At 33.2% G+C, this 24,403-nt stretch carries 26 protein-coding genes; 13 read left to right on the forward strand and 13 right to left on the reverse strand.

What is annotated here, in order from left to right; translation table 11 throughout:
* Positions 1 to 37: 37 nt before the first annotated feature.
* The 4 genes from ACKI2W_RS06070 to ACKI2W_RS06085 form a co-directional block, all read right to left on the reverse strand.
* Complete coding sequence (locus ACKI2W_RS06070; RefSeq protein WP_407380254.1) at positions 38 to 301, reverse strand: zinc ribbon domain-containing protein; 264 nt, start codon at positions 299 to 301, stop codon at positions 38 to 40.
* Complete coding sequence (locus ACKI2W_RS06075; RefSeq protein ID WP_407380256.1) at positions 301 to 1,260, reverse strand: PLP-dependent cysteine synthase family protein; 960 nt, start codon at positions 1,258 to 1,260, stop codon at positions 301 to 303. The genes ACKI2W_RS06070 and ACKI2W_RS06075 overlap by 1 nt, the downstream gene beginning before the upstream one ends.
* A gap of 275 nt (positions 1,261 to 1,535) precedes the next feature.
* A complete protein-coding gene (locus tag ACKI2W_RS06080; protein WP_407380258.1) occupies positions 1,536 to 2,576 on the reverse strand; it encodes an aldo/keto reductase in 1,041 nt (346 codons plus the stop codon).
* A gap of 1 nt (position 2,577) precedes the next feature.
* Complete coding sequence (locus ACKI2W_RS06085; protein ID WP_407380260.1) at positions 2,578 to 3,669, reverse strand: radical SAM/SPASM domain-containing protein; 1,092 nt, start codon at positions 3,667 to 3,669, stop codon at positions 2,578 to 2,580.
* A 108-nt stretch (positions 3,670 to 3,777) separates the two neighbouring features.
* On the opposite strand from ACKI2W_RS06085, the gene ACKI2W_RS06090 reads away from it, so the two are divergent.
* Positions 3,778 to 4,566 carry an ATP-binding protein gene (locus tag ACKI2W_RS06090; protein WP_407380262.1) on the forward strand — a complete coding sequence of 263 codons (789 nt, stop codon included), beginning with the start codon at positions 3,778 to 3,780 and terminating at the stop codon, positions 4,564 to 4,566.
* 26 nt (positions 4,567 to 4,592) lie between these two features.
* Here the strand turns inward: ACKI2W_RS06090 and ACKI2W_RS06095 are convergent, their stop codons facing one another.
* Together ACKI2W_RS06095 and ACKI2W_RS06100 are read right to left on the reverse strand one after the other, a co-directional pair.
* A complete protein-coding gene (locus ACKI2W_RS06095; protein WP_407380264.1) occupies positions 4,593 to 5,201 on the reverse strand; it encodes a GNAT family N-acetyltransferase in 609 nt (202 codons plus the stop codon).
* Positions 5,202 to 5,212: 11 nt separating this feature from the next.
* The gene (locus tag ACKI2W_RS06100; protein ID WP_407380266.1) at positions 5,213 to 5,923 is read right to left on the reverse strand and encodes a hypothetical protein; all 711 of its coding nucleotides are present in this window, start codon (positions 5,921 to 5,923) and stop codon (positions 5,213 to 5,215) included.
* Between the two features lie 137 nt (positions 5,924 to 6,060).
* On the opposite strand from ACKI2W_RS06100, the gene surE reads away from it, so the two are divergent.
* Positions 6,061 to 6,873 (forward strand): 5'/3'-nucleotidase SurE, encoded by an 813-nt coding sequence (surE, locus tag ACKI2W_RS06105; RefSeq protein ID WP_407380268.1) that lies wholly within the window; start codon positions 6,061 to 6,063, stop codon positions 6,871 to 6,873.
* 5 nt (positions 6,874 to 6,878) lie between these two features.
* Here the strand turns inward: surE and ACKI2W_RS06110 are convergent, their stop codons facing one another.
* Together ACKI2W_RS06110 and ACKI2W_RS06115 are read right to left on the reverse strand one after the other, a co-directional pair.
* On the reverse strand, positions 6,879 to 7,952 hold the full coding sequence (locus ACKI2W_RS06110; protein WP_407380270.1) for an acyltransferase: 1,074 nt from the start codon (positions 7,950 to 7,952) through the stop codon (positions 6,879 to 6,881).
* Positions 7,953 to 7,993: 41 nt separating this feature from the next.
* Positions 7,994 to 8,839 carry a pyridoxamine kinase gene (locus ACKI2W_RS06115; RefSeq protein WP_407380272.1) on the reverse strand — a complete coding sequence of 282 codons (846 nt, stop codon included), beginning with the start codon at positions 8,837 to 8,839 and terminating at the stop codon, positions 7,994 to 7,996.
* 157 nt (positions 8,840 to 8,996) lie between these two features.
* Between ACKI2W_RS06115 and ACKI2W_RS06120 the strand changes: the two genes are divergently transcribed.
* On the forward strand, positions 8,997 to 10,163 hold the full coding sequence (locus ACKI2W_RS06120; RefSeq protein WP_407380274.1) for a cytosine permease: 1,167 nt from the start codon (positions 8,997 to 8,999) through the stop codon (positions 10,161 to 10,163).
* An 11-nt stretch (positions 10,164 to 10,174) separates the two neighbouring features.
* Here ACKI2W_RS06120 and ACKI2W_RS06125 read toward each other — a convergent pair whose 3' ends face one another.
* Together ACKI2W_RS06125 and ACKI2W_RS06130 are read right to left on the reverse strand one after the other, a co-directional pair.
* Positions 10,175 to 10,414, reverse strand: a complete 240-nt coding sequence (locus tag ACKI2W_RS06125) for a hypothetical protein (RefSeq protein ID WP_407380276.1) — start codon at positions 10,412 to 10,414, stop codon at positions 10,175 to 10,177.
* 122 nt (positions 10,415 to 10,536) lie between these two features.
* Positions 10,537 to 11,523, reverse strand: a complete 987-nt coding sequence (locus ACKI2W_RS06130; protein ID WP_407380277.1) for a coiled-coil domain-containing protein — start codon at positions 11,521 to 11,523, stop codon at positions 10,537 to 10,539.
* Positions 11,524 to 11,864: 341 nt separating this feature from the next.
* On the opposite strand from ACKI2W_RS06130, the gene ACKI2W_RS06135 reads away from it, so the two are divergent.
* The 7 genes from ACKI2W_RS06135 to ACKI2W_RS06165 all read left to right on the forward strand — a co-directional run bounded on the left by ACKI2W_RS06135 (position 11,865) and on the right by ACKI2W_RS06165 (position 18,226).
* Complete coding sequence (locus ACKI2W_RS06135) at positions 11,865 to 12,842, forward strand: SAP domain-containing protein (protein WP_407380279.1); 978 nt, start codon at positions 11,865 to 11,867, stop codon at positions 12,840 to 12,842.
* Between the two features lie 54 nt (positions 12,843 to 12,896).
* A complete protein-coding gene (locus ACKI2W_RS06140) occupies positions 12,897 to 14,762 on the forward strand; it encodes a histidine kinase dimerization/phosphoacceptor domain -containing protein (protein WP_407380281.1) in 1,866 nt (621 codons plus the stop codon).
* Positions 14,763 to 14,765: 3 nt separating this feature from the next.
* Positions 14,766 to 15,392 (forward strand): sister chromatid cohesion protein PDS5, encoded by a 627-nt coding sequence (locus ACKI2W_RS06145; protein ID WP_407380283.1) that lies wholly within the window; start codon positions 14,766 to 14,768, stop codon positions 15,390 to 15,392.
* Positions 15,393 to 15,454: 62 nt separating this feature from the next.
* Positions 15,455 to 15,598, forward strand: coding sequence for a hypothetical protein (locus tag ACKI2W_RS06150; RefSeq protein ID WP_407380285.1), 144 nt, complete (start codon positions 15,455 to 15,457; stop codon positions 15,596 to 15,598).
* Between the two features lie 332 nt (positions 15,599 to 15,930).
* Positions 15,931 to 16,608: a type II CAAX prenyl endopeptidase Rce1 family protein gene (locus ACKI2W_RS06155; RefSeq protein ID WP_407380287.1), complete on the forward strand. Its 678-nt coding sequence runs from the start codon at positions 15,931 to 15,933 to the stop codon at positions 16,606 to 16,608.
* Between the two features lie 345 nt (positions 16,609 to 16,953).
* Positions 16,954 to 17,460, forward strand: coding sequence for a hypothetical protein (locus ACKI2W_RS06160; protein WP_407380289.1), 507 nt, complete (start codon positions 16,954 to 16,956; stop codon positions 17,458 to 17,460).
* 472 nt (positions 17,461 to 17,932) lie between these two features.
* Entirely contained in the window at positions 17,933 to 18,226 is a 294-nt protein-coding gene (locus ACKI2W_RS06165) for a hypothetical protein (RefSeq protein ID WP_407380291.1), read from the forward strand.
* A gap of 401 nt (positions 18,227 to 18,627) precedes the next feature.
* Here the strand turns inward: ACKI2W_RS06165 and cas1 are convergent, their stop codons facing one another.
* Both cas1 and cas2 read right to left on the reverse strand, forming a co-directional pair.
* Entirely contained in the window at positions 18,628 to 19,617 is a 990-nt protein-coding gene (cas1, locus tag ACKI2W_RS06170; protein WP_407380293.1) for a CRISPR-associated endonuclease Cas1, read from the reverse strand.
* On the reverse strand, positions 19,618 to 19,893 hold the full coding sequence (cas2, locus tag ACKI2W_RS06175; protein ID WP_407380296.1) for a CRISPR-associated endonuclease Cas2: 276 nt from the start codon (positions 19,891 to 19,893) through the stop codon (positions 19,618 to 19,620). It abuts the gene before it with no gap.
* A 188-nt stretch (positions 19,894 to 20,081) separates the two neighbouring features.
* On the opposite strand from cas2, the gene ACKI2W_RS06180 reads away from it, so the two are divergent.
* Entirely contained in the window at positions 20,082 to 21,278 is a 1,197-nt protein-coding gene (locus ACKI2W_RS06180) for an AAA family ATPase (RefSeq protein ID WP_407380297.1), read from the forward strand.
* Positions 21,279 to 21,320: 42 nt separating this feature from the next.
* Here ACKI2W_RS06180 and ACKI2W_RS06185 read toward each other — a convergent pair whose 3' ends face one another.
* Entirely contained in the window at positions 21,321 to 22,103 is a 783-nt protein-coding gene (locus ACKI2W_RS06185) for a DUF4013 domain-containing protein (RefSeq protein WP_407380300.1), read from the reverse strand.
* A gap of 336 nt (positions 22,104 to 22,439) precedes the next feature.
* On the opposite strand from ACKI2W_RS06185, the gene ACKI2W_RS06190 reads away from it, so the two are divergent.
* Positions 22,440 to 23,414: a hypothetical protein gene (locus tag ACKI2W_RS06190; RefSeq protein ID WP_407380302.1), complete on the forward strand. Its 975-nt coding sequence runs from the start codon at positions 22,440 to 22,442 to the stop codon at positions 23,412 to 23,414.
* A gap of 11 nt (positions 23,415 to 23,425) precedes the next feature.
* A complete protein-coding gene (locus tag ACKI2W_RS06195) occupies positions 23,426 to 23,998 on the forward strand; it encodes a hypothetical protein (protein ID WP_407380304.1) in 573 nt (190 codons plus the stop codon).
* Positions 23,999 to 24,403: the final 405 nt, after the last annotated feature.

Genomic DNA, 24,403 nt, shown 5'->3' on the forward strand with positions numbered 1-24,403 from the left:
TTTATTGCGGATTTGTGGGCCTGAAGATTGATGGATATTATTTCATCCATCTTTTCAGTTTTGGAAAGATCTCTTCAGACATTTTTCTTGCTTCCTCTTCACTCATGCCGGTAGCCTGGGCGGTTTTCGGAACGCAAAAGTCAATCATCTCCTCCATTGTCATGTCACTTGTAAATTCACCGTTCTGATAACAGTATTTGCAGTAATCAGGGCTTTTGGAGCCGTCCTTTTCTGTTCCGTAGTCATCATCTGTCATTGGCATGGCGCAGGACTGGCAGAAGTTCATATCTTCATAATTCATTAAATCACTTCAAAGTCAATTAGTTTTATATGGTTTGAAAGCAGTTTCGGATTTTCATCGGAAATCTCGGACAGTCTTGTGGTGATGTATTTTTTGCTGTCATCAGCAAAGACTGTTGCAATGGTCAAATCGTCGCTGTCCATAATGACGCTTGCCAAAAAGTTTGCTCCGCTTGAAATGCCGACTCCCAGACCGAATTCTTTTGCTATTTTTTTGGACATGTTAATTGCATCGCAGTCATCAATCAGCACGATATCGTCAATCAGATTTTCATCGACAATTCCTGGAATGAAGTCATCTCCGATTCCTTCAATCAGATGTGATCCCTCTTCCATTCCCATTTTTAGAATTGATAACGTTGAGGGTTCCAGGGCGAATATTTTGGAGGACGGGTCATTGTCCTTAAGTCTTTTTCCGACACCCATGAGAGTTCCGCCGGTTCCGATTCCTGAAACGAAAGCGTTGACGCCGGGAACTGCATCAATTATTTCCTGTCCTGTGCTTTTGTATTGGGCCTCGATGTTTAGCGGATTGTCAAACTGGAGTGGTCTGTATGCATCGTGTTCATTGGCAAATTCCTCTGCAAGTTCCAATGCCCTTTTAAATCCTCCTTCCTCTTTGGATACAAGATGAACCTGAGCACCGTACATTTCTATGAGGTTTCTTCTCTCCAGAGATACCCAATCAGGCATGAAAATATGTACATCATGGCCGAAAAGGGCGCCGATTGCACTGAATGAGATGCCTGTGTTTCCGCTTGTAACTTCCACAATGGCCTGTCCGGGTTTCAGATTGCCGTTTTTCCTTTCCTTTTCTATTATATATAGTGCAATTCTGTCCTTTATGCTTCCTGTGTAGTTGTAATATTCAAGCTTAGTGTAAATGCTTCCGGATTTTCCTTCATATTCATAATTAATCTTTATCATTGGTGTATTGCCAATTAAACCTTTAATATTCATAATAGCCCACTCATTGTATATATTGTTATAATGTATGTGGCTTGTAAATAAAATATTTTTATATTTTCCGTGATGATGTGTAAAAATAGCTGGTGTTTTAAAATTAAAATAAAATCAGATTAATTGGATTAATCTGAGTCTTGGTCTTTTTCTTTTTGTTTTTCCTTTAGATTTTCAATACCAATAATCACGATTACACCTCCCGTTGTAAAGGAAATATTCTTTGATATAATATTGGCATTCAAAATATATAAATATTTAGGTATACCTAAAAATCATATTCTATCTTTAGTATGTTTGGCCCAGACCTTTTCGCTGTCTGTAGCTGAAACCATATTGTCTGCCATAACACCAACCAGATCATGTGCAACATAAGGTTCTTCGAGATATTCAATGTCTTTGGAAGAAAGATTCAAATCAACTGAAGCTACAGCACCTGTGACGTGATGTGGCTTTGTAGCACCAACAATAGGGGAAGTCACTTTTGTATTGAGCCATGCAAGTGAAACCTCAGTCATTGTAACATCATAATTAATGGCAAGCTCATTTACACGTTTGATAATTTCCATATCCTGCGTTTCTGTTGTCTGATATTTCAATTTGGCATAATAATCCTCATTCAGTCTTTTTGATTCCTCACCCGGCATCCTTGAAAGCCTTCCTGAAGCAAGGGAACTGTATGGTGTGGTTGCAATATTGTCCGTCCGGCAAAGGGGAATCATCTCACGCTCCTCTTCCCTAAAGATTAAATTGTAGTGGCCCTGAATTGAAACGAATTTTTCAAAGCCGTTGGCTTCGGCAAGTGCATTGGCCTTTGCAAGCTGCCATGAAAAGCAGTTTGAAATTCCGATATATCTTACTTTGCCCTCTTCAACTATTTCACTTAATCCTTCAAGAATATCAAAGAGGGGAGTGTTGTAGTCCCACATATGATAGATGTAGAGGTCAATATAGTCAAGCCCCAAATTGGAAAGGCTTTTTTCAGCCATGTTATGAATATGCTTCTGGCCTGAAACGTTGTTTTTAATGTCCTCTTCTGAACGTGGAAGGAATTTAGTTGCAACAACGACATCATCACGGGAGGCATTTTCCCTGATAGTTTTGCCTAAGTACTGCTCTGATGTGCCGTTCTGATATCCGATGGCCGTATCAAAGAAGTTGATTCCGTTATCAAGACCGTTTGTAATGATTTCTGCTGATTCCTTTTGGGGCAATGTCCATGTATGCATTCCGTTTGTCGGATCTCCAAATCCCATGCAGCCCATGCATATTTTACTGACTTTCAAATCTGAATTTCCAAGTTTAGTGTATTTCATATTAATCATTCCTTAATAATTTTTGAACTTCCTTTTCATGCTCAAAAAGCACACATCCGCCTTCTTGATGACTCATCAGAAGTTCGCTGCTTCTAAGTGTTGTGAATAAATCTGATTCAAGGGCTTCCAGAACAGAAGTTTCCTTAACATTGATGTCTGAATAGGGTGATGCCGGGCACGGCTCGGCACCGCCGTGGGAATTGATATGGAAAAATCCACGTCCGGCCGCAAGACATCCTCCGCTTTCCTTTTCGTCACCTGGAAATGACATAAAAAGCATTTCACTGTATCTTTTGCGCAAATCAATAATCTCATCAAGCAGATAATCTCTCTGCTCATCACTAAGCGCTAAATTTTTAACGTTCACATCCACAGGAACATATTCGATGAAAAACAGCACTTTGCATCCGAGGCCATACAGATTAGTGATGAATTCATCGCAAAGCGCATAGGATATGTTTTCATTCGTGATGGTAATTGAAGCGCCGAAAATTAAATTATTGTCTTTCATATGATTCATTGATTCAATAAGCTGATTATAAACACCATTGCCTCTTCTTGAATCAGTTAGCGTTTCATCCCCTTCAATTGACACAATAGGGATGATATTTCTGTTTACGTCAATCAAATCGTAATACTCATCAAGCATTGTCCCGTTAGTGAAAACTGGAAAAAGTATTTCCGGATAATCGCAGGCCTTTAAAATAACATCTTTTCTAATTAACGGCTCTCCTCCTGCAAGTACGATGAAGTTGATTCCCAAATCCCTTGACTGCTTAAAAATATCTTCCCAGTCCTCATCTGACAGCTGATTGTAGGCAGCATCGTCGCTGCAGTTGTCGTTTGCCCTTGAATAGCAGCCTGCACAGTGAAGATTGCATCTGCTTGTAATGCTTGCAATCAGAAATGCGGGAATATTGATGTCTTTTTTAGCATACTGCTTTCTGATTTTTGAGGCTTTGCGGGAATTTTTCATGAACTTAGCCAAAAACAGGGTTTCTTTAGGGTTTTTAAGGGTCGCTGATATTGCATTTTTAATAATGTTTTCTGCCCCGTTAGCCAAATATTCCTGAATATCAAAATCATTTCCCATTTTTTCACCTGTAATTAAATTTTTCAAATTCAATGGTATATAACACTATTGAAAAAGAACCTTATATTATCCATTAAAAACAAAGTAATATTAAATGGGTGAGAAAAAATGGCTAAAAGAAAGTCAGTAGTAAATGAGGATCTTTGTGTTTCCTGCGGATGCTGCCTGAAAGTATGTCCAAAGGAAGCGATTGAAGTTAAAAACGGGTTATATGCAACGATTAATCCCGATTTGTGTATAGGATGTGGAAAATGTGTAGTTGAATGTCCGACATCAATCATTGAAGGGGAATACTCCAAACGTGAAAACAAAGTCCGCTTCAAAAAATGGTACGATTACCTATGGATATTTTCAATAGTCTATTTCACATTGGGATTTTTCAATATAATATTTGCATGGCTGGGCATGATTTGTTTTATAGTGCCGTTGCTTTTTGCAATATTCAAGGGAAATAAGGCATTCTGCAATCGATACTGTGACAGGGGTCAGCTTTTAGGATTACTGGGCGGACGCTTAGGTTTATCAAGAAAAAGGGATGTTCCAAAATGGATGTATTCAAAGGCATTCCGTTATGGATTTTTAGTATTCTTCTTTGCAATGTTTTTTGTAATGCTTTGGAACACATATCTTGTATTTGCAGGAGCAAAAAGCCTGTCTCAGGCAGTAACACTTTTGTGGGTGTTCAACGTGCCTTGGGCATGGGCTTATCATGGAAATGTGATTTCTCCATGGGTTTCACAGTATGCCTTCGGTTTCTACAGCGTAATGCTTACATCAACGATACTGGGACTTTTAACAATGCTTCTCTTTAAACCGAGATCATGGTGTGTGTACTGTCCTATGGGAACAATGACTCAGGCAATATGTAAAGTAAAAAATATAAGAAAAAGTAAATAGCTGAAATAATATTTAATTATTTCAGTTTATAATTGATTTTCATGGACAATTTTTCTTTTGAATTCAAATTGTTCATCAAATTCATCCACATCATCAGGATTAACATCAAAAACTTCAGGATTTGAAAATATGCCTCTTTTAGATGTAATCTGGGCACTGTCAAATATCCGAATCATGAAAAATGGACATTCATCATTGAAATCACAACCTTCCAAAAACAGATTGTATCCGGATGCGCTTTCAAATCCAAATCTGGAGTAATAGTTTTCATCGCCGATAACAAAAACATAGGGGATATCTTCTTTTTCAATTAATTCTAAAGTGTAGTTTACAAGTTTTGTGCCGTATCCTTGGTTTTGATAGTTTTTATCAATGGATAGAGGTCCTAAAACCACAGCATCTGCAATTTCACTATTTTCATAGCTGATTTTACCTACTGAATAATTGATGTGGCATATAATTTTTTCATCCTTTTCAATGACATATGCATATTTGGCCATGAATGAACTGTCTTTTCTTAGATTATGCACAATGAAGTGTTCGTAAGCTCCAGGGCGATATACATTCCAGAAGGAATTTCTAACAAGCTTTTCAACTTCAAGATAATAATTTTCCGTTTCCAGCCGTATATTCATAGCATTACCTCTTAAAGCTTTAGATTGTCCACTCCTCTGATGAGCTCAAGCATGTGGGAGTCCTTAATGTCCTGTGGGAAAAAACTGTTTTCCTCAAAGTAGAATGCGGGAACTCCATTCTCGTTTAAAGGAACTGTCAGGTAAGGGCCGCTTGTCGTGAAATATGGATTGTAATATGAAATGTTTTGACTGTTCATGGAGACATCTCTTCCATAGCTTTCACCGGCAGATCCGTCAACGGGACTGAATACAAAGGTTTCATGCTCGCCGTATGCCCCTCCGTGCGCATGAACGTCAACGGCTAGTTTGTAGCTTCCGTTAACTATCTGTGGGTAGACATATTTCAGTGCCAGTTCCTGGCCGGTCTGCCTTCCGGGTTCGTCATCGGGAAGCAGTTCACCATATTTGGAGAAATCCTCGCTTACATTAATTATGTAGATGTCATATGAGTAGTTCAGATTGTCTAAAGCAGGCATCATATTCAGAAATGTTTGGTGAGTGTCGTTTTCAAGGGGATGGACGCCCACAACATAGGCTATCTTTTCACCGTCAGGATTTCCAATGTTTCTTATGACTTCAACTGTGCCGTTGGTGTCATTGGCTATGATTTCACGGTTTAGTGAGCTATCATTGGAAGTGCCTAAAATAATATAGCTGACTGCAAAAGCAAAAATGAGAATGATTAAAATCAGTAATATTAAACGGAATTCTTTTCTTTTCATGTTAATTAATTTTAATTTTTTAAGTTAAAAAGTTAATTCATTTTACACATATTCTCAAATGGCGGATGTCAATGAATAATTTTATATTCATATTATTTAATAAATTATATCAAAAGACTTTTTGAGGTTTCAGACCTATGAATATTTTAATATCAAATGACGATGGAGTATCTGCACCTGGGATTTTGGCCGCCAAACAGGCCGTTGAGGATATTGCTGATGTGACTGTTGTAGCTCCCGATAAAAACAACAGCAGTGTCGGGCGCCGATTATCATTATTCAAACACTTGAAATTAAGTTCATGTGAGCTTGAAGATGGAAGCCCAGCATATTCGGTTTCCGGAAGTCCTGCTGATGCGGTTATTGTAGGGGCGGATTATGTTATGGATGAAAAGCCTGATTTGGTCATTTCAGGAATAAATCAGGGCGTTAATATCAGCTGTGATATAACATCATCGGGAACTGTATGTGCGGCTCTTGAGGCTGTCAGCATGGGAATTCCTGCAATTGCGGTGTCACTCTTCATTGATCCGAAAACTGCTTATAAACAGGATGAAAATGGTGAATGGTATGTTGATTATGATTTTACCCTTACAAAAAAGGTCTTGCACGATTTGGTTTTAAAAATTAAAAATGAAGGATTTCCCGAAGGTGTTGACTTGTTCAATTTAAACGTGCCTTCTAATTATGAATCTGAAGAGGTTAAAATTACTCAATTGTCTCCTAAAATGCTTGACAAAAAAGTTATTGACAACACGGACAGTGAAAAGGCAGAAATATTCAGCTATCCGTTAAAGGAAAATCAGAAAAGTGATGATCTGGTCATGATTGCTTCGGATTTGGTTGGGCAATATGATAAAAACAGTGACGGATATGCACTATTTGTTGAAAAAAAACCTAGCTTAACGCCGCTTAATGTTAACATGACATCAAAGGATTGGATATTATAATTCAATTATCCTTTTCCCGAAACCTTGTTTATATAATGAATCTTATCCAAAATTTCAAGCACAATTATTGAAATTGCTAAAGTAAGCACTACCAATAGCGGAATCAAAATTATCAAATTTTCACAGGTTATATTAAGATTATTGAATATAATCTTTAAAATCAGGTAATGTGACAGGTAGATTCCAAAGCTGTAGTTGCTCACTAATCTGGTCAAATCTCCGAATTTATTTTCAAATTTCATCATTATATTAGTGTCTGATAGATATTTGAACATTAGGAAAAAGCTGACAGACATAATCAAAATTAAAACATTGAAATAGGACAGATAAAGGAAATGATTATTTGAAAGGGATGTTGGAACTACAATTGCATAAATGTAATAGAGATATGTAAATGCAAATGTCAGTCCTGTTATTGCAATGAGTATTTTTTGGCTGATTAGAGATTTCAGATAGCTGTTGTGAGTAATGAAATATCCTATAATTGCATATGATGAAAAGGAAATATAATAAACCAGAAGCTGATATGGAATGTCCTCAAATAAGCCCAATTGATATAGTACAATGTAGATTAGTGATAATGCAGTTAGAATATTGATGAATCTATCGCCAAAACCATCAATCTTTCCGTTTCCATATATGATTACTCTGTTGATTATGAATATCATGACATAGACCATCACTATCATCCATATGAACCAGAATATCACACCAAAGCTTCCGCTTTTTCCTAAAAATATATTGATTATGTTTTCCAGGCTGAATCCATTCTTGTAATATATGAATGAATATATGGTGTAAAGTATATCCCAGAAAACAAACGGAACAAACAATCTGGAAAGTCTCTTTTTGAAAAATGTTCTTAAAGAATCTTTTTTGCCTATTAGCAATGCTCCGCTTAACATGACAAATACAGGTATTGAAAAATCTCTAAAACAGTCAAAAAAAGCTGAAATATAAAAATTGAATCCGTTAAGGTCTTTTGCAATAAAATTTGCAGATGTGTGGCAGAATATTATTCCAATAATTGCAATAGCTCTTAACAGGTCAAAATAGAAAATTCTTTTGGTTTTTGTCATTATAATTATTTTTATTGTAAATTATATATAAAAAATAAGGATTAAATTGAATCAAGCAATCCATATATCTCTGGAATTACCTGTTCGAATTTAACGCCGTATGTATGGGTTTCATCACCAACGGTTTTCTCAATAGCCTTTTTAGTTAGCTCTCCTGCAATCTTTGCGGATTGTGAAGGTGATTTGCCGCTTATGGTTGATCCTACAAAGGAAGATGCGAAAACATCTCCTGTTCCGTGTGATACATAGTCAACCTTATCGTTATATACAACATCAACTGAGGAGTCTTTTTTATCAAGGACAATCATTCCCATCTTGTTTTTCTCATTGGTATCTCCTTTTAGAATCACATATCTTTTAGTAAACTCTGAGAGTTCATTTGCCATTTCAAGCATTTCCTCTCTTGTGAAATTCTCTTTCCATGGTTTGTGCAAAAGGTAGCATGCTTCAGTTGTATTAGGCAATATATAGTCTCCCAATTTGCATAGCTCACCCATTTTATCTGCAAATTCCTGGTCGAATCCGTTGTAGAATTCGCCATGGTCTGCCATTGCCGGATCGACAAATACAAGTCCGTCCGGTTTCAGTCTTGAGTCTATAATATCCTTGATGTAGTCAAGCTGTTCTGCTGATGCAATAAAACCTGTATAGATTGCATCAAAGGAGATTTCCTCTTTTTCCCAGTGTTTACGTATTTCAGGCAAATCTTCGGTTAAATCCCTGACTGTAAAGTCTGTAAAGCCTGATGTGTGAGTTGAAAGCACTGCTGATGGAAGAATTGCTGTTTCTATTCCGAAAGCAGAAATCATTGGGAGTGCAACTGTTATTGAGCATTGTCCATAGCAGGATATGTCCTGTATTGTCAAGAGTTTAATATTTTCATTCATCTAATCTATCCATAAATTTATTACAATTGTTATTATTTAATTTTTAACATATATATTTTTCTTTATATTTAATTTATAGTACAGTTTTGTACTAAAAATCTTTAAATACTTTGTAATATAACATATTTTTATCAAAAATCAAAATTTTAGGGATTATATGGAAAATCGTACAGGACTTTTTACAAATATTGTCATATGGTTTGGTGTTGCAATATCTGTTTCTGAAATTCTTGCCGGTGTGCAGATTGCATCGGCAGCGCCTATAGATTCCATATGGATTCCACTAATCCTCGGTCATATTATTGGCGGAATCCTACTTTTTCTGGTTGGCCTTATCGGAGCACGACTCAGGGTTAATGCAATGGAGTCAATTAAGTCAACTTTCGGAAATTACGGTTCAAAATTATTTGCTGCATTGAATGTGATGCAGCTTATAGCATGGGTTGCAGTTCTAAACGCTCAGGGAGCGCAGGCTCTGATGGGCCTTAACCTGCCGATTTCATTTCCGGCCACATGTTTTATATTAGCTGTTCTTGTTGCCCTATGGGTATTTGTCGGGCTTAAGCGTTCATCAAAAATTGCAAGCATAGTGATGATAGTTCTCACAATATTACTGGTTATATTGACAGTGCAGCTGTTCGCACTTAAAAGCGGTTTGGCGTTGCCTGTAAACGCATCATCACTGACCTTCTGGAATATCTTTGAAATATCAATCGCAATGCCGATTTCATGGCTTCCGGTAATATCAGACTATACTAAAGACGTGAAAAGCCCTCTCAAGGCAACAGCCCTTTCTGCAACAGCATATACCGTTGCAAGTCTTTGGATGTATTTCATAGGGATAGAAGTCGTATGCATTGGAACAGTTGATATAGCGCAGGCAATCCTCATTTCAGGTCTTGGAGTTCAAGGAGTAATCATAATGGTTCTTTCAACGGTGACTACTAATTTCCTTGCAACGAATTCCGCAGGAGAGTCTGCAAAAGCCATATTCAATAAGCTTGATGTGAAAATCACTGGAGTTATTGTAAGTATTTTAAGTGCACTTATTGCAATTTCAGGAATAATGGACCATTATATTGATTTTCTATATTTGATAAGTTCAGTGTTTGCTCCAATGGCAGCCGTGCTTCTTGTATCATATTATATCGGCGATGAAAAAGGCAAATGGTACTGGAATATTTTTTCATGGTTTGTAGGTTTTATAATATATCAAATCACTGCAGGATTGGATTCTGTCTTTTTAGGACCAACACTGCTGGCAATTATTGTATCAGCAGCACTTTCATTAATGGGGATTATTTTTAGTAAGCATTTGTTTTAGAAAATAGGATTCTATTTTTCGTTAATTTGTGCGGTTAATCTTTCGATTTCAGCTTTAAGCTTTAAAAGTTCAGAAAGTTTATTATTCTTTTTTAAAAGTTTTTCATTAGCTTCTGCTAATTCTTTCTGGACTTTTTTTAATTCTGTTTTTGTGTATTCTAGGTCTTTTAGTGTATATATTAAGCTTTCAATTGTGTTTTGATGTGCTGCAGTTATTATTATTGTTTTTTCTGAGGTGTTTTTTTCTACCATATTAATTAGCCCCCTGTATTCTTTTTCGTTATCAAAAATATGAATCAAAGGATTTTGAATATTTTCTTTTTTTGTCTAAAGAAGAAATAAATAATGTTTTAGAAAATCGAATTTGATGCATTCTATTTTCCATTAATTTGTGCGGTTAATCTTTGGATTTCAGCTTTAAGTTTTGGAATTTCAGAAACTTCCTTTTCTAGGGTCATGATTTTTCCATTAGCTTTGGCCAATTTTTTCTGGGTTTTTTCCAAATCTGTTTTTGTATTTTTCAGGTCTGTTTCTTTGTTTTTTAAGTTTGCTTTTGTATTTTTTAAATCTGTTTTTGTGTATTCTAAGTCTTCCTGTGCATATTTCAAGCTTTCAATTGTGTTTTGATGTGCTGCAGTTATTTCTATTGTTTTTTCTGAGGTGTTTTTTTCCACCATATTAATTAGCCTCCTGTATTCTTTTTCGTCATCAAAATACGCATCTATCATGATTGTTATAACCTGGTATAAGCAAGTTTCCATTTTAAAATCCAGGTTTTTAGCTATCTTTTGATATAGGTTAACAACGGTTTCGGTTATTTCCCACGCTTCCTCTCGAGGAGCATAGAGAATTATAATGCCTAAATTCAACGCATTTTCAGTAGAGAGATGCTGGTTATTATTAATTATTTGACTTACAGTATATAATCTTTGTCTAATGTTTTCTTCACCAAGGTCAAGGAAATAGAGTTTTGTGATATCTGACGGTGATCTGATGAGCATATCCTTTGACTTTTCTTTTTCTAGATGTGATGCAATCACTATTAGCGTCGGCAAGTGTTCATCAACCACCAGCTGCGTGTCATAATCCCCAATCTTATTTAATTTTTCATCATTTATATAAGAGGACTGGTGCTCCAAATCCGTTGCTACTTTTTCAAAAAGAATTATATCGTCAGGTTTGTTCAGATATGCGGAATCCATTTCACCGCCAGCACCATTTTTCAAATGAACTCGTCGATTAATCTTTTTTTCAAATTCCCCAGGAACCCCAATTTCGCGCGTATACTCAAGAGGATACTCGTTGAAAAGTATACTATGGCACAAATCAAAGGGTTTTGAATATTTTCTTTTCCTAATCATACTTTCACCATATTTTTTTAAAACTGAATTATCATGTAATAATCCTATGAAAATTCTTGGATAAAAAAATTGTTGAAGTGCGACTAGGCGCCTAGTCGCACTTGCAAAAGGCTTAAATATGAGATATCTAAAAACTCTTTATACAAATGCTTTTTTAAGATAAAGGGTGATTCCGAAGTGAAATCCTATTAATTTGGTGATGTAATTTTGATTGTTCAATCAGGGACTGCGACACTCAAGGGGAAAATAAATGATATGTATATGGATTAACTCAACTAAAACAGGAAATCATACTTTTCCAAAACCTATAAGAATTATTACCAATATAGTTAATATTAATTATGTTTGACAATACAGCCAGATTATCCCTTAAATATCCAAAAAAAGTCCCTAAGGATTATCATATTTCACAGATGCAGTATACTTTTGATTTCATTTATCTTCTATATAAAAGAGATGTCAGTATTGAAGGCGCCATTAACAGTGTTGCTTATGAATACTCATTATCAAAGGATTATCTTTTGGATTATCTTGTTGAAAACAAATATCTGATGAATAAGACTGATAAAGATGAGCTTTCATCACAGTTAAAACAGTATAATACCAAGGCCTTAAAAAAGATTCTCAAAAAGCATGGTCTTAAAACATCAGGTAAAAGGCAGAAAATAGAGGAAAGGATATTAAAGAACTGTCTGATTGGAAATAACTATTACCTGTCCTCAAAATCCAAAGTATTTTATAAAAACAAGAAAAGAAGAATGGACATTTTTACAGACTACCTCTCGGATAATTACTATTTTGACGAGTTCAACGAGTTCTACATGGACAACTACAGGAAAAAAGAGGAAAGGATACCTGTCGAATTCATTAAATTGCATATTAATAAATCCGCTGAAGATAAAAATCATGACTCATTCATTTTAAATAACCGGATTATGGCAGAGCATTTCTCCAAAAAAGAAAAGTATGGAAAAATGCTTGAATATACTTTAATTAATTACTGTATGGATTTAAATCCTATCTGGAAGATTAATGACTTGAAAAAACATACAGGTATTAACGCCACCACTTATGACAATCTAATGTTTTTAAATGATAAATTAACTAAAAACACCATAATATCCACTTATTTTGTGGTTTGGGATTCATTTAATTTTGAAAGAATAATCGTGCCGAAATATGAAGGATACAGATCTCTCAAAGACCTTCTCAATCTCAAAGATCCTTCAAAAATCATTGGTGATTTAGAAAAAAAGTTCTATGGAAACGATGATTTGAAGATTAAAAGGATTACTCAGAAAACCCTGTTCGATTTTTGAATCAAATTTAAATAAAATTAATGCCATATATTATTAATGTATTATGGTGTTATAATGAGAGTGGAAAAAGAATACAGACATTTGGAAGGCATTGATGAAATTCGTATTTTTAACGCAAGTCAGAAAAACTTTTACAGACCGACACCCAGGGAGTTTGAGGTTGGCGACCTTCCGCTTCCGGTGCTTATGAACAATATTCCCGTTGAAATCCACTGCCTGCTTCCCTATGATGATGGCAACGATTTCATTATTGAAAAGGTAGGTGATTTTACTCTCGGAAAATACAACTGCACGCCGAATGACGTAAAAGGAAGGCTTTTAAGCAAGCTCTCACCGGGATTTTATGAAATAATTCATGATGAGCTACTTGAAGTCTACCACAATCATCAGGTTAAAAAAATAAGGTTTGTCTACTATAACAAAAACAAGCTGGCGAAGCTAAGCCAGGCTAAATTTCTTTTTGACAACGGAAGGATTTTCGTAACGAGCAATAACATAGACACGAGAATCTCAAGCCGTGTGGATCTGGAATACAGGGATTTCGATGAGGACAAATCAGACATAATAGAGAACTTTTCACAGACGGGCAGCTATTATAACATCGACGGAAAATACACCTGGTCACAGGGAATATTCAATATCATAAACCGTGCAAAAGAGGAATCTGATGATTTCTACAATATAGTCTTTGATTTGGTAATACCTGAGGACAAGCATATTGTCAACAAAATTTTTGATATATGCAATAAGGAGACTGCCCAATTTGAGGAAATCATCCGCATCAGAACGGACAACGGAATCCTGAAAACAATACATCTTAATATCTATTCCTACTTTGATGAAAGCGGAATCGTCATTCGCCAGGGCCTTATAAACGACATTACAAACTATTCCGATGATGAGCTTACAAAGCCTGTTGATTTTCTTTTGAACGGTTTTAAAAACAGTAAAAAGCTGGCTCTTATGGTCGAGCCTTTAAATGCAAAGCAATTCAAGTTCTCCAAAGGTTTCTATAATCTGATAGAAATAGATCCCGGCAAATATTATCATTCCAGAGAAATTTTAGACAATATTGTTGAAAAAAGCGCAGTCAGACGACTGAACAGACTGATTAACGGTGAAATCAATAAGTTTGATGAAACGTTCAGCTATTATATTGACGGTGATTCTGATAACAGAAAGGTCGTTGATTTGTATATTGAACGCTTTGAATATGGCAATGCCATACACAGTATAGGTTTTCTAACGGATATCACCGAAGAGAAAGAAAATTATGAGCAACTGATTTTATCCAATGACAACAGGCTGATATTAATTAAGGAAGTTCACCATAGGGTAAAAAATAATCTGCAGGTTCTAAACAGTTTTTTAAACCTTGAAAAAAGAGCATATAAAGACAATCCTGATTTGATAATTGAGCATATGCAGACACGTCTTTCTTCACTTGCGCTGCTTCATGAAAAGACATATAATTCAAAGGATTTCAAGAATATCAACCTTAAGGATTATGTCCTTGACCATGACAGACAGACAATGGATGTTGTTGATTCAATCAACCCAATTGAATTTGATACATATGTGGATGAAGATTTGAACCTGTCACTTGAAGTTATCACCCCATTACTTTTAATTATTGATGAGATAACCATGAATGCAGTCAAGCATGCATTTCCCGATGCATCAAAAGACAATAAGATAACTAAAACAGTACGAAGTTTAGACAATAATATGGCCGAACTGATTATAAAGGACAATGGTGTCGGCTTAAAGGATTTGGACAATATTACCAGAAATCTTGGATGTGAAATAATCAAAAGCCTTACAAAACAGCTTGGAGGAAAAATCAGCCTGATTGAACAGGAAAAAGGAACAGGATACAAGCTGATTTTCCCAACAGAAATGGAACACACCATAGATTAACTGATGAAAATGCCTGAAAAAACCCTTGATGAATTAAGAAAAATTCAAAAAGACACCGGAAACTGGAAAGAAAATATTGATAAAGTTGCAGCAAAGCTTGATGAGGACTACCCAGTAAAAGTCAATGCCAAGGCATTATGGATTCTGGGCGAAATGGGACTGAAATATCCTCAAGAAATTGAATCATATGTTGCACAGATTGCCTCTTTTATTAAAGATGATGATGCAAAGCTCCGGGAAAGATCTCTCAATGCACTTGGAAGAATAGGAAGGGCCAACAAGGATTTAATTATCCCTTATTTTGATGAATTGATGAACACAAGAAATGATGAGAATGGCAAAGTCCGCCTTGCATTTGTCTGGGCCTGTGAAAATATAGCGACAAACGCTCCGGAACTTTTCTGTGACAGATTAGCTATTTTTTATGAAATGATTGATGATTCCTACGAAAAGGTCAGAATAGAATCGCCTGAAATGTTTCGGGTAATGGGAAAAAGAAAACCTGAATGCGTGAAACCTTACCTCGAGAAGTTACAATATATTGCTGATAATGACGAGCATCCTGTTGTTCGTATTCACTGTGCAGGCGCAGTAAGAATTACAGAAAATGCAATGAATAAAAATGATTAGGTTGTTTTGAATATTTCAGTAGGAAACATTTGTTTCAAACTCCATCAGACATTAGAGAAGAAATGGATGCAAGATTCAGTTTAACATCAAGAGTACTAGTTGATTTAAGAGAAAAGAATATTTTAGAATGCATGGATTCTGAAGCTAAAACTGGAAGGGTATACTATCTAACAGATCTCGGATTAAAAATTTATCTGGATTCATAAATAACTATTTTTCAAAGCTACAAAATAATCAATGGCACTGTTAATAAAAATCAATAGCTACACTTACTCTTTTAATTAAATCAAAGGACATTAACATTAACGGCAGTGATTCTGGAATTGAATTTGGATTTTACACTGCGATATATATGAATGGTTTCGGAAAATAAGTTTTTAATAGTTAAGTTGGTGTTAATGTTAATAGTTTATTTAAAAGCCTTAAACTTTTTTTTTCGAGTGCAAAAGAGAATATATATAAATATTCTTTGATAAAATTTTAAGTACCTATATAGGAGGTAGTTAATATATTTAATCTTAAAGAAAAATTTGAATTTTTGGAGAATGGAACTGATTTTCCATTCTATAATGATATACCAAAATTGTCCAGTGCTGAATGGGTGATTTTAGCAATTGTAGTAATTCTTTTTGCAGCAGTAGCTTATACGCATGCGATTCCTCAACCATATTCATATGTATTCTACTTTGGGATAATGCTCGGTCCTGCACTTTATATCTGTAAAGGCAATTATGGTCTGTTTTTCAAAAAATTGGGACTTATTGATTTAAAGACCATTATTTTATGTACTGTAGGATATCTTATTTATGCCACACTAATGGCTATGGTTTTCTATTTTATGGGGTATCATGCCGCAGCTGATTCAGCACTTCCTTCAACTTTCAGTGTGGTGTTTATCATCGCCACATTTGTCCAATTGATTGGTGAAGAATTCTTCAAGGTATTCCTTTTGTTAATTGCAATGTATCTTGTCTATAAATTCACCAATAACCGTAATCTGGCTGTCTGGTTGGGCATTATTTTTACATTGTTCATATTTGGTGTTTCACATATGGGATCTTATGGAAGGCTCCTGCAGATATTGTTGATTCAAGGTTTGGGATCAATATTCGATTTGTACGCATATATGAAGACTAAAAATGTTCTTGTCTCATATATTGTTCATTTGCTTATTGATTTCTATGCATACTTTGGACAATTGGCAATGCATGCATGATTGGAGGCTTTTCAGCTCCTTTAAACTTTTTTTAATTGATTAGGTATTGCTGATGGTTTCTAATGGCTAATCTGATTTTAAACTGTGATATATATGTAAGGGAGTCGGAAAATAAGTTTTGGATAGCTGAACCCAATCGTTAATGTTAAAAATGGATGTTATGTTTCGTTTTGAATATTTCAGTGGAAAACATTCGTTTCAAACAGAATGTGTAGTAGATTATTTCTTTAATCCTAAAAGATTATTTCAATTATTTCCAGCAAAAGCAAAATTTATAAATGATATTTTTAATAAATATAATTACAATTATGAACATAATTTATTAACAATATTGGGGTAATATATATGTCCATTATTTATGTTGATGATCCTTCTGAAGAGTTATTTATTCTACCAAATAAAATGCAAATTTTAATTGATTATGGGTTAAAAGATGATTCTTTTAAAGATCCGTTTATTTTTGGTTTTACTAGATGTTCTTCATTGTATCGGAGATCTCGGTTACTAGATAGAAATCAAAATGTTATTTCACAAGTTATAGAAGAAAATCCAGATTTTATTTCAGAAGAGGACCAACAACAATTTTATGAGAAAGGTCTTCTACTAGGGAATGAATTTGAAAAATATGTTCATTTTGAAAATGATATGGTTGCAAAAATTGATTATTGGTCTACACCTAAAGAGAAAAATGAAAATTGTGGTAGATTCACGGCTAAATTCATGAAAATAACTTTATATGATAAATTTAATAAGATTATTTCTGAAATTATGGAACGCAATCCATATTATTTACCAACAGGAAATTTAAGGGTTGTTGATGAGCGGTCCTATGAAGATGATTTCTTAGATTAACTCTTTTTGTATTGGATTATTTTTTTTCATGTTATTTTTGTTAATTTTGTAATATAATCATATGGTGGAAATAATCTTGGCGGGGTTCGATTCCCTGTTCCACCAAAAAAAACAATATTCTACAAGTAAAGAGTGGTCTCTTACACAAATTGTAGAATAAAAAATGATAGACACATTGTCTTTTTTTTGCTTTGTCCCCCAGAGTAAACTGGGACAACAAATCCGTTCTTTTACAAATTCTTTCAGAAACCTAAAACAGCGTCTTTGTATAAAAAAACCATTTTTTTACTCTCTGGTACCTAAAAATCTAGTGAATTATTCTCTGTGGATTAATTTTTTTTCGCCTTCGATTTTTCCTTTCCACTATTAAAAGGGAATAATTCCTCTTTTTTTAGGTTAAAAAATTAAAAATAATGTGGGATAATTAAGTTTAGTATATTTCAGTGGAAAACATTCGTTTCAAACACTATTCATGACAGGAACATTAGGAAACAAAGACAAATTCTGCTACTGGATAGGAATCAATCCCGATGAAACATATTACATATATGTAAAATCACCATTCCCCAAAAAGAACAGACCAATCATCAGAGATTATGTGGGGAACATGAAAAGAGGAAACTGGAAAAACGTTAATGGATTATACAAAATCGAAGAAATACTCCACAAACACAAAAATGAAAAAGGAGTAATCCATGTATCCAGTAACCAACAAGCCTGGTGGTTGTTTAGTATATTTCAGTGGAAAACATTCGTTCCAAACTGAATAAACATAAAAAATTAATTAAGGATAAGTCCAAAGATTATGCAACATCCTGGGGAGAATTTCAATGCGTAAAAGAACTTAGTATCTTAATAAAATTCTTAAGTTATGCAGATAAAGTTGGTTTAAAAGTTCCTATTAAACAAAACATTAGAGAATTACTTGAACAAAGTTTAGTATATTTCAGTGGAAAACATTCGTTTCAAACACTAAATAATTTTTCTTATTTTTACTATTTAAACATCTATTTGTTCTCCTTTAAAAATTTTTATGGGGACATCATTTTTCAGCTAAATTTTATGGGTAGGTTTCCCCTAAACCAATACAAAAAAATTCAGTTTAGGGGATGTTTTCAATTAATTTCAGGGACATTATTTTTTCACTAAAATTTAACCTAGTTTTCCCTACCATGTCAGGTAAAATCCATTAAATTCGACATCATCAATTAATGTATTTACAAGATTTTTAGTCTGATAATCAATGATTTCGGCATAACTCATTGTTTTGCCGTTATATGTTATTGTAGAATAGATTTTATCTAGTATTTTTCTTACAATTAATTTTCTTGCTTCTAATTTCAGGAGATTATTTCTTTTGTCCAAATCATCTATTTTCACCTGCTTCCTATTAATTAGGCTGATTACACTTTTGTCAACAATCTGCTGTCTGAATGGCTCTATCAAATCAAAAGTCAGACTTGTCCTGTTAGTCATGTCATAATGCAGGAATCCGCAGTAGGGATCCAGTCCATTTAGCAATATGCTTTTTGTTATTTCGGATGCAAGAATTGCATATCCGTAGTTCAGCATGGAATTTAATAGGTCGGTAGGCTTTTTTGTTCTTGCATCAAATCCTAGTTCTTTTGGAATGAAATATTTCACGCTATTCCAGTAGTCATTTGATGATTTTCCTTCTATTCCCATTATCTGCATTTTGATGTTATTATTATTTAAATTCAAATTATCCAGTTGCTTTACATATTCATCCATTTTTAGACGTGCATTTGCAACTCTTTTCAGCTGTTTATTCTTATTTAATGTTTTTAATACTCCTTTTTGGTTTTTAATTTTGGATTTGATTAGTTCACGGCTTAATTCAACTCCAATTTTATTTTCAGATAATTTATATTGCTGTTTTTTCAATGAAACATTTCTCCAGTCAGGAGATTCTAATGTATATGTCAGCTCTCCTCTTGGATTTATTGATATCAGTTTAATGTTATTCTCAGCCATTAAATTTAGCGCATCAAAGGTAACATAACCTTTTCCAATGATGGTTATGTCACTAATTGCTGAAGCCTTAATTGAATCCAGGATTTCATCTTTTTCATGTATAACCAATTGGTTATCTTTTTTGTGGATGGATTTGTTATACCCGTCAATTACAATTTTCATTCAAAACACCTTGTACAATTCTTCCTGAAAAATAATTTTTCTTCCGCTGCTTTCCTTTTTTGAATAACAATTTTGACAGAGAGGTATAATCAAAACGTTATCATAATCCTTAATGATTTTTGATATATTTTCGCTCAACTCTTTTCTTTCATTATTTTCCAAACTCCCTACATATAATGAACTTTGAATCTTCCGAAGCCCATAATGCTGAAAGGTCTTTTCAATATTTTCCTTGTTTGTCTTAAATTTACAGTCAAAACTAGCTATAATGCACATGAATTAATTTATATTACTTAAGTTTTAAAATTTTTACATCCAAAAATTTTGTATTTCATTCAGAACAATTTTTCAATTCAGAATAATATGATTAAATAATATTAAATTTAGATTATATAATCAAAAAAATATTATATATTATATGTAATTAAATTATATTATGTAATCAAAAAATATTAGGTGATTAAATGAATAATATACCTTGGGGAAATAATGAAAATTTAGACGATAATCAATTCTATAATAGATCAATTGAATTAACTCATTTAAAACAAATGTTATTAACTACTGAAAATGAAACACCACCAAACATATTATTAACCGGAAATAGAGGTATTGGAAAAACTGTTTTCATCAAAAAAATTCAAAAAGAATTAGAAGAATATGGTTTTTTAGTTATATATATCAATTTTTCCCAAGCAGAATGTTTTAGAAGAAAAAATATGACTATTGAAGGATTAATGCAATTTTATTTTAAAAAAACATTAATAAGCTGTAATAACAATAAATTAATAAATATTGGAGAAAAATTAAAAAAATATTTTAAAACAAATAATTTTCATTTCAAAGAATTTCAAGAAGTAAATGGAATTCCTATTCCAATTTTTAAAAGTGAAATAAATAAAGAAGATTTAATGGAATATGTTTTAACATTTCCAGAAAAAATTTATAATAATCATTCCGACCAATTAAAAGGAATCATTATCTTGATTGATGAATTTCAGTTAATAAAAGAGTTAGATGATTATAAAGAATCATTTTTGTGGAATATTAGAAGTTATATTCAAAATCAACGAAATATTGCATATGTTTTTACAGGTTCCATGAGTTTAAATGACACATTAATTTCTGAAATTTCAGGCCATAATGGGGTTTTTGGCGGCAGAATGATTTCATTCCATTTATCTACATTTTCAAAAACAACTGTTAAACAGTATTTAAATGAAAAAAAACCAGGATTAAAATTTACTGATGGTGGTTTTAATAGATTTTATGAGAATACTTTAGGAATTCCGGCATATATAAATAATTTTGCTAAGATTTTACCTGAAAATATTGAATTTACTTCTGATTCAATAACAAGAGAATTTAATGAATCCATTTATCAGATTTCCTCTAATTTAGTAAATATTTGGTATGAATTAAGCTATAAAAATAAATTAATTCTAATTTCACTATTAAACGGACCTGCAAGACGTATTGATATAGCAAAAAGTTTAAATGTAAAGTCAGGTTCATTAAGTCCAAATTTACGTGAATTGGAAAATTTATCTTTAATCAATAAAACAGGTAATAAATTATATTCATTCACTGAACCATTATTAGCTAAATGGTTACAGTCAGAATATACTGAAAAAGGAGAATATCCATTTACAAGCATATAAAAAAGAGTTAATTATGAAGGAGTTTGTCTCATATTAATTCTATCACATAGATTCTATTTCATCAAATTGATTAAAATCCAAATTACCATAATTTCTAGCTATATTAGAATACAACAAACCTAAAGAATAATTGGCTATGCTTTCAATTACCGGAATAACGATGCAGATGTATATCAGAAATCCGACATAGGGAATGGAAACCACAAAAGATGTGACAAAAGTGACTGCATTCAAAAGTACTGCCATAACTATCAGCCATTTGATTATGTTTACAATACCGATATTTCTGATATCCCCTATTACTTCATTGATCTTTAATGCTTCTTTCAGGCTATTAAGGTAAGCTAATCTGGCTTTTGCAAAAAACAGCAGGAATTCAAATACCAGATATACGATTAAGAGCAGCACCAAAACCAGACCGACTGTTGCTAAAAATTCAGGTATTCTGAAATTGAAAAGCAATTCTCTGCTTGTCGGGCCTAATGTGGTTAGGGCAATGTAAAATACAGCCGCAGGGACGATCATGTAGACAATCCTTAAAAGAAGCACCCTAATGGAATCGTAAATGTTGTTTACAATATTGAATGACGGAAGCATTGCTGACTGGTTTGAACCCACTTTAACGATGGAGAGAAAATATCCAGGCACAAGCATTATGAATAGGAAAAATGCAATCACTCCTATTGTTGTAATATATTTATTGTCTGATATCATGCCGATTGGAATGATAGCTATTAGAATGAATAGGATACAGATTACCGGCAGTTTTTTAATATTTCTGAATGGATATTTGAATGAATTTGAAACCAATTTTCCTAAATCCATAATATGTCACCTGAGATTTGTTATTAAGAGTTTATATTTCTTATTTTAAAAACTTTTTGTGATTGGTAAGTTTTTTGGATACAATTTTTTTCTATTATGAAAATAGTTAAGTATAAATACTATGTTATTCTCAGAACAATTTTTATGGGTCAGAACAATTTTAATAAGTCACGACAATTCGATAAAACTTAAATATAATGAGTACAATACTTATTATTAACTAAAAATTAATCATCACCGAATTTATTCAAATTAAAGACAATTCGTCAAAAATAAATTTGTTGACATCTGATTTATCAGCATTAATTTTTAGTATTAAAATTCATTTGTGATAAAATGTCAAGAAAGGAAAAGTTGCTCAGAGAAAATTATAAAATCAACGAAAAGGAATATTATCATTTATTATATGGGGAATCAAGGAGTATTTTTGATTTGGAGAAATGGTCAATATTCTACAAATGGGTAGGAATACATAAGAAATTAAATAATCTATTTCAAGATGATCCGTTCATATTCAAACTGATATTCAGTCCCGCTTATTCCAGTTTACTTACAGATAAAAATGAATACGGATGCATTGGTGAATTAACTTCTTTTTCATTTGATCATACTTCTTCAATGCAATTGCGTTCTGATGTAAGCAAAATTAATGGCTCAGATACTGTAACCGGAATCGTCACATTTCCATACTTTCACAATTGGGAGGAAATAAATAATTGGATTGATAAAGTGCCCGAAGACAATTTTAGTGTTTATATCATCAATCCAATCCTGATTTATTACGGGCCTGGAACTGTAGGTCTCTTTCTGACTCCAAAATATTGCGGTGGATATGTCATTGAATTATGTAATCGATATATAATTAGTTTAACCGGCTATCCTTTGTTTTTAACGTTTTCCAGCGAAGAGAATGTTGAAAGGATTAGCTATGTTGATTTGGAATTATCCGTTGATGATTTTATAAATGAATTATATGAATCAGGTGAAAAAAGTAGGAGCTTGCTTAAAGTCTTGAATTTTTGGAAGGAAAATGATGATGTGAGTATTCCATCAGTTGATGAAAATTATGAATGCTATATGGATGTACAGCCATATCGTGCATGCAATGATTTAAATTTCATGAAAATTATCTCCAAAAAACCTTTCAAGTTAGTTCATGAAGATACGAAAAAGGTTTTAGGAACATTTAAGGAATTTTCGCTTGATGCGCCATTCAAAGTAATTGACACAGAGAATGGAGAATTCAAATTAAGCCAAAGCCAAGTGGACGACCTGTTAAATGGAAAATATGATTTCATCATTGAAAAATAGGAGCTAATCTCATGTATTTTTACAGAATATCTGCTGAAGGATTTGAAGAGTCCTATAAAACTACTTTCTATTCGTCTGAAAAGTATAGTCAGGAGGAATTTGAAGATATTATTGTTAAAGCTTATCAAAAAGCTTGTAAAAAGCATATAAATGATGACTTCAATATTTGTTTTCCTTACGAGTTCAATATTGTAAATATTTTCTGGTTTGATTATAAAAATAATTTCAAAAAGATAATGGAAGATGATTATGGATTATATTGCCTGTCAGATATATTGGATGGCAATATTGCTTTTGATTTGACCCATCATGGTGAATCTAAAGAGATGGATTCGAAAATCCGAAATGCACTTTTTGAAATTGAAATTGATGAGTCTTGCTGGGATAACAACTGTTCTAGGATAGATAATAAAGATAATATTCGTGATCATAGGAATTCCTGTCTGGTTTTCAAAAGAAAGGAATCAAGAATAGAAAATAGGTGTTGTGATAACTGTAATTTCAAATCGCATAATCATCCACAATGCGAAGGTAAATTATGTGAATATTGGGAGTGGAATGGTGATGAAAGTCTTGAAGGCTAAATAGCTGTGATTATTGTAATAAGTAATTTTGAATTAAACAAATTTCATAAATTAAAATAAAGGAGGCTTAAAATAGATTATGATAAACTTTTAGAAATAAGTACAATTGCAATTGATGTAATATTGATTTACTATGCATTGAAACTGGTTGCAGAATATATTGTAAAGTATCTTGATTTTACAGGGATTTTGTGCTTGTTAATAATATTTGAAACCATCTTGCTGATAATTGCATTGAATGGAAATATATCTGTAACTATTAAAAATTAAACTACCACGGCTTGTAGAAGCCGTGGATTTTCTAGAATTTTCTGGAAATCCACTAGTTTAATAGACAAAGACCAATTGGGTCTACGTTACTCAAGAATAATAATAATAGGTACCGTGGAATGTTCAATCCCAGTT

It is taken from the genome of Methanobrevibacter sp. (genome assembly GCF_045603845.1).
Lineage (GTDB): Archaea > Methanobacteriota > Methanobacteria > Methanobacteriales > Methanobacteriaceae > Methanocatella.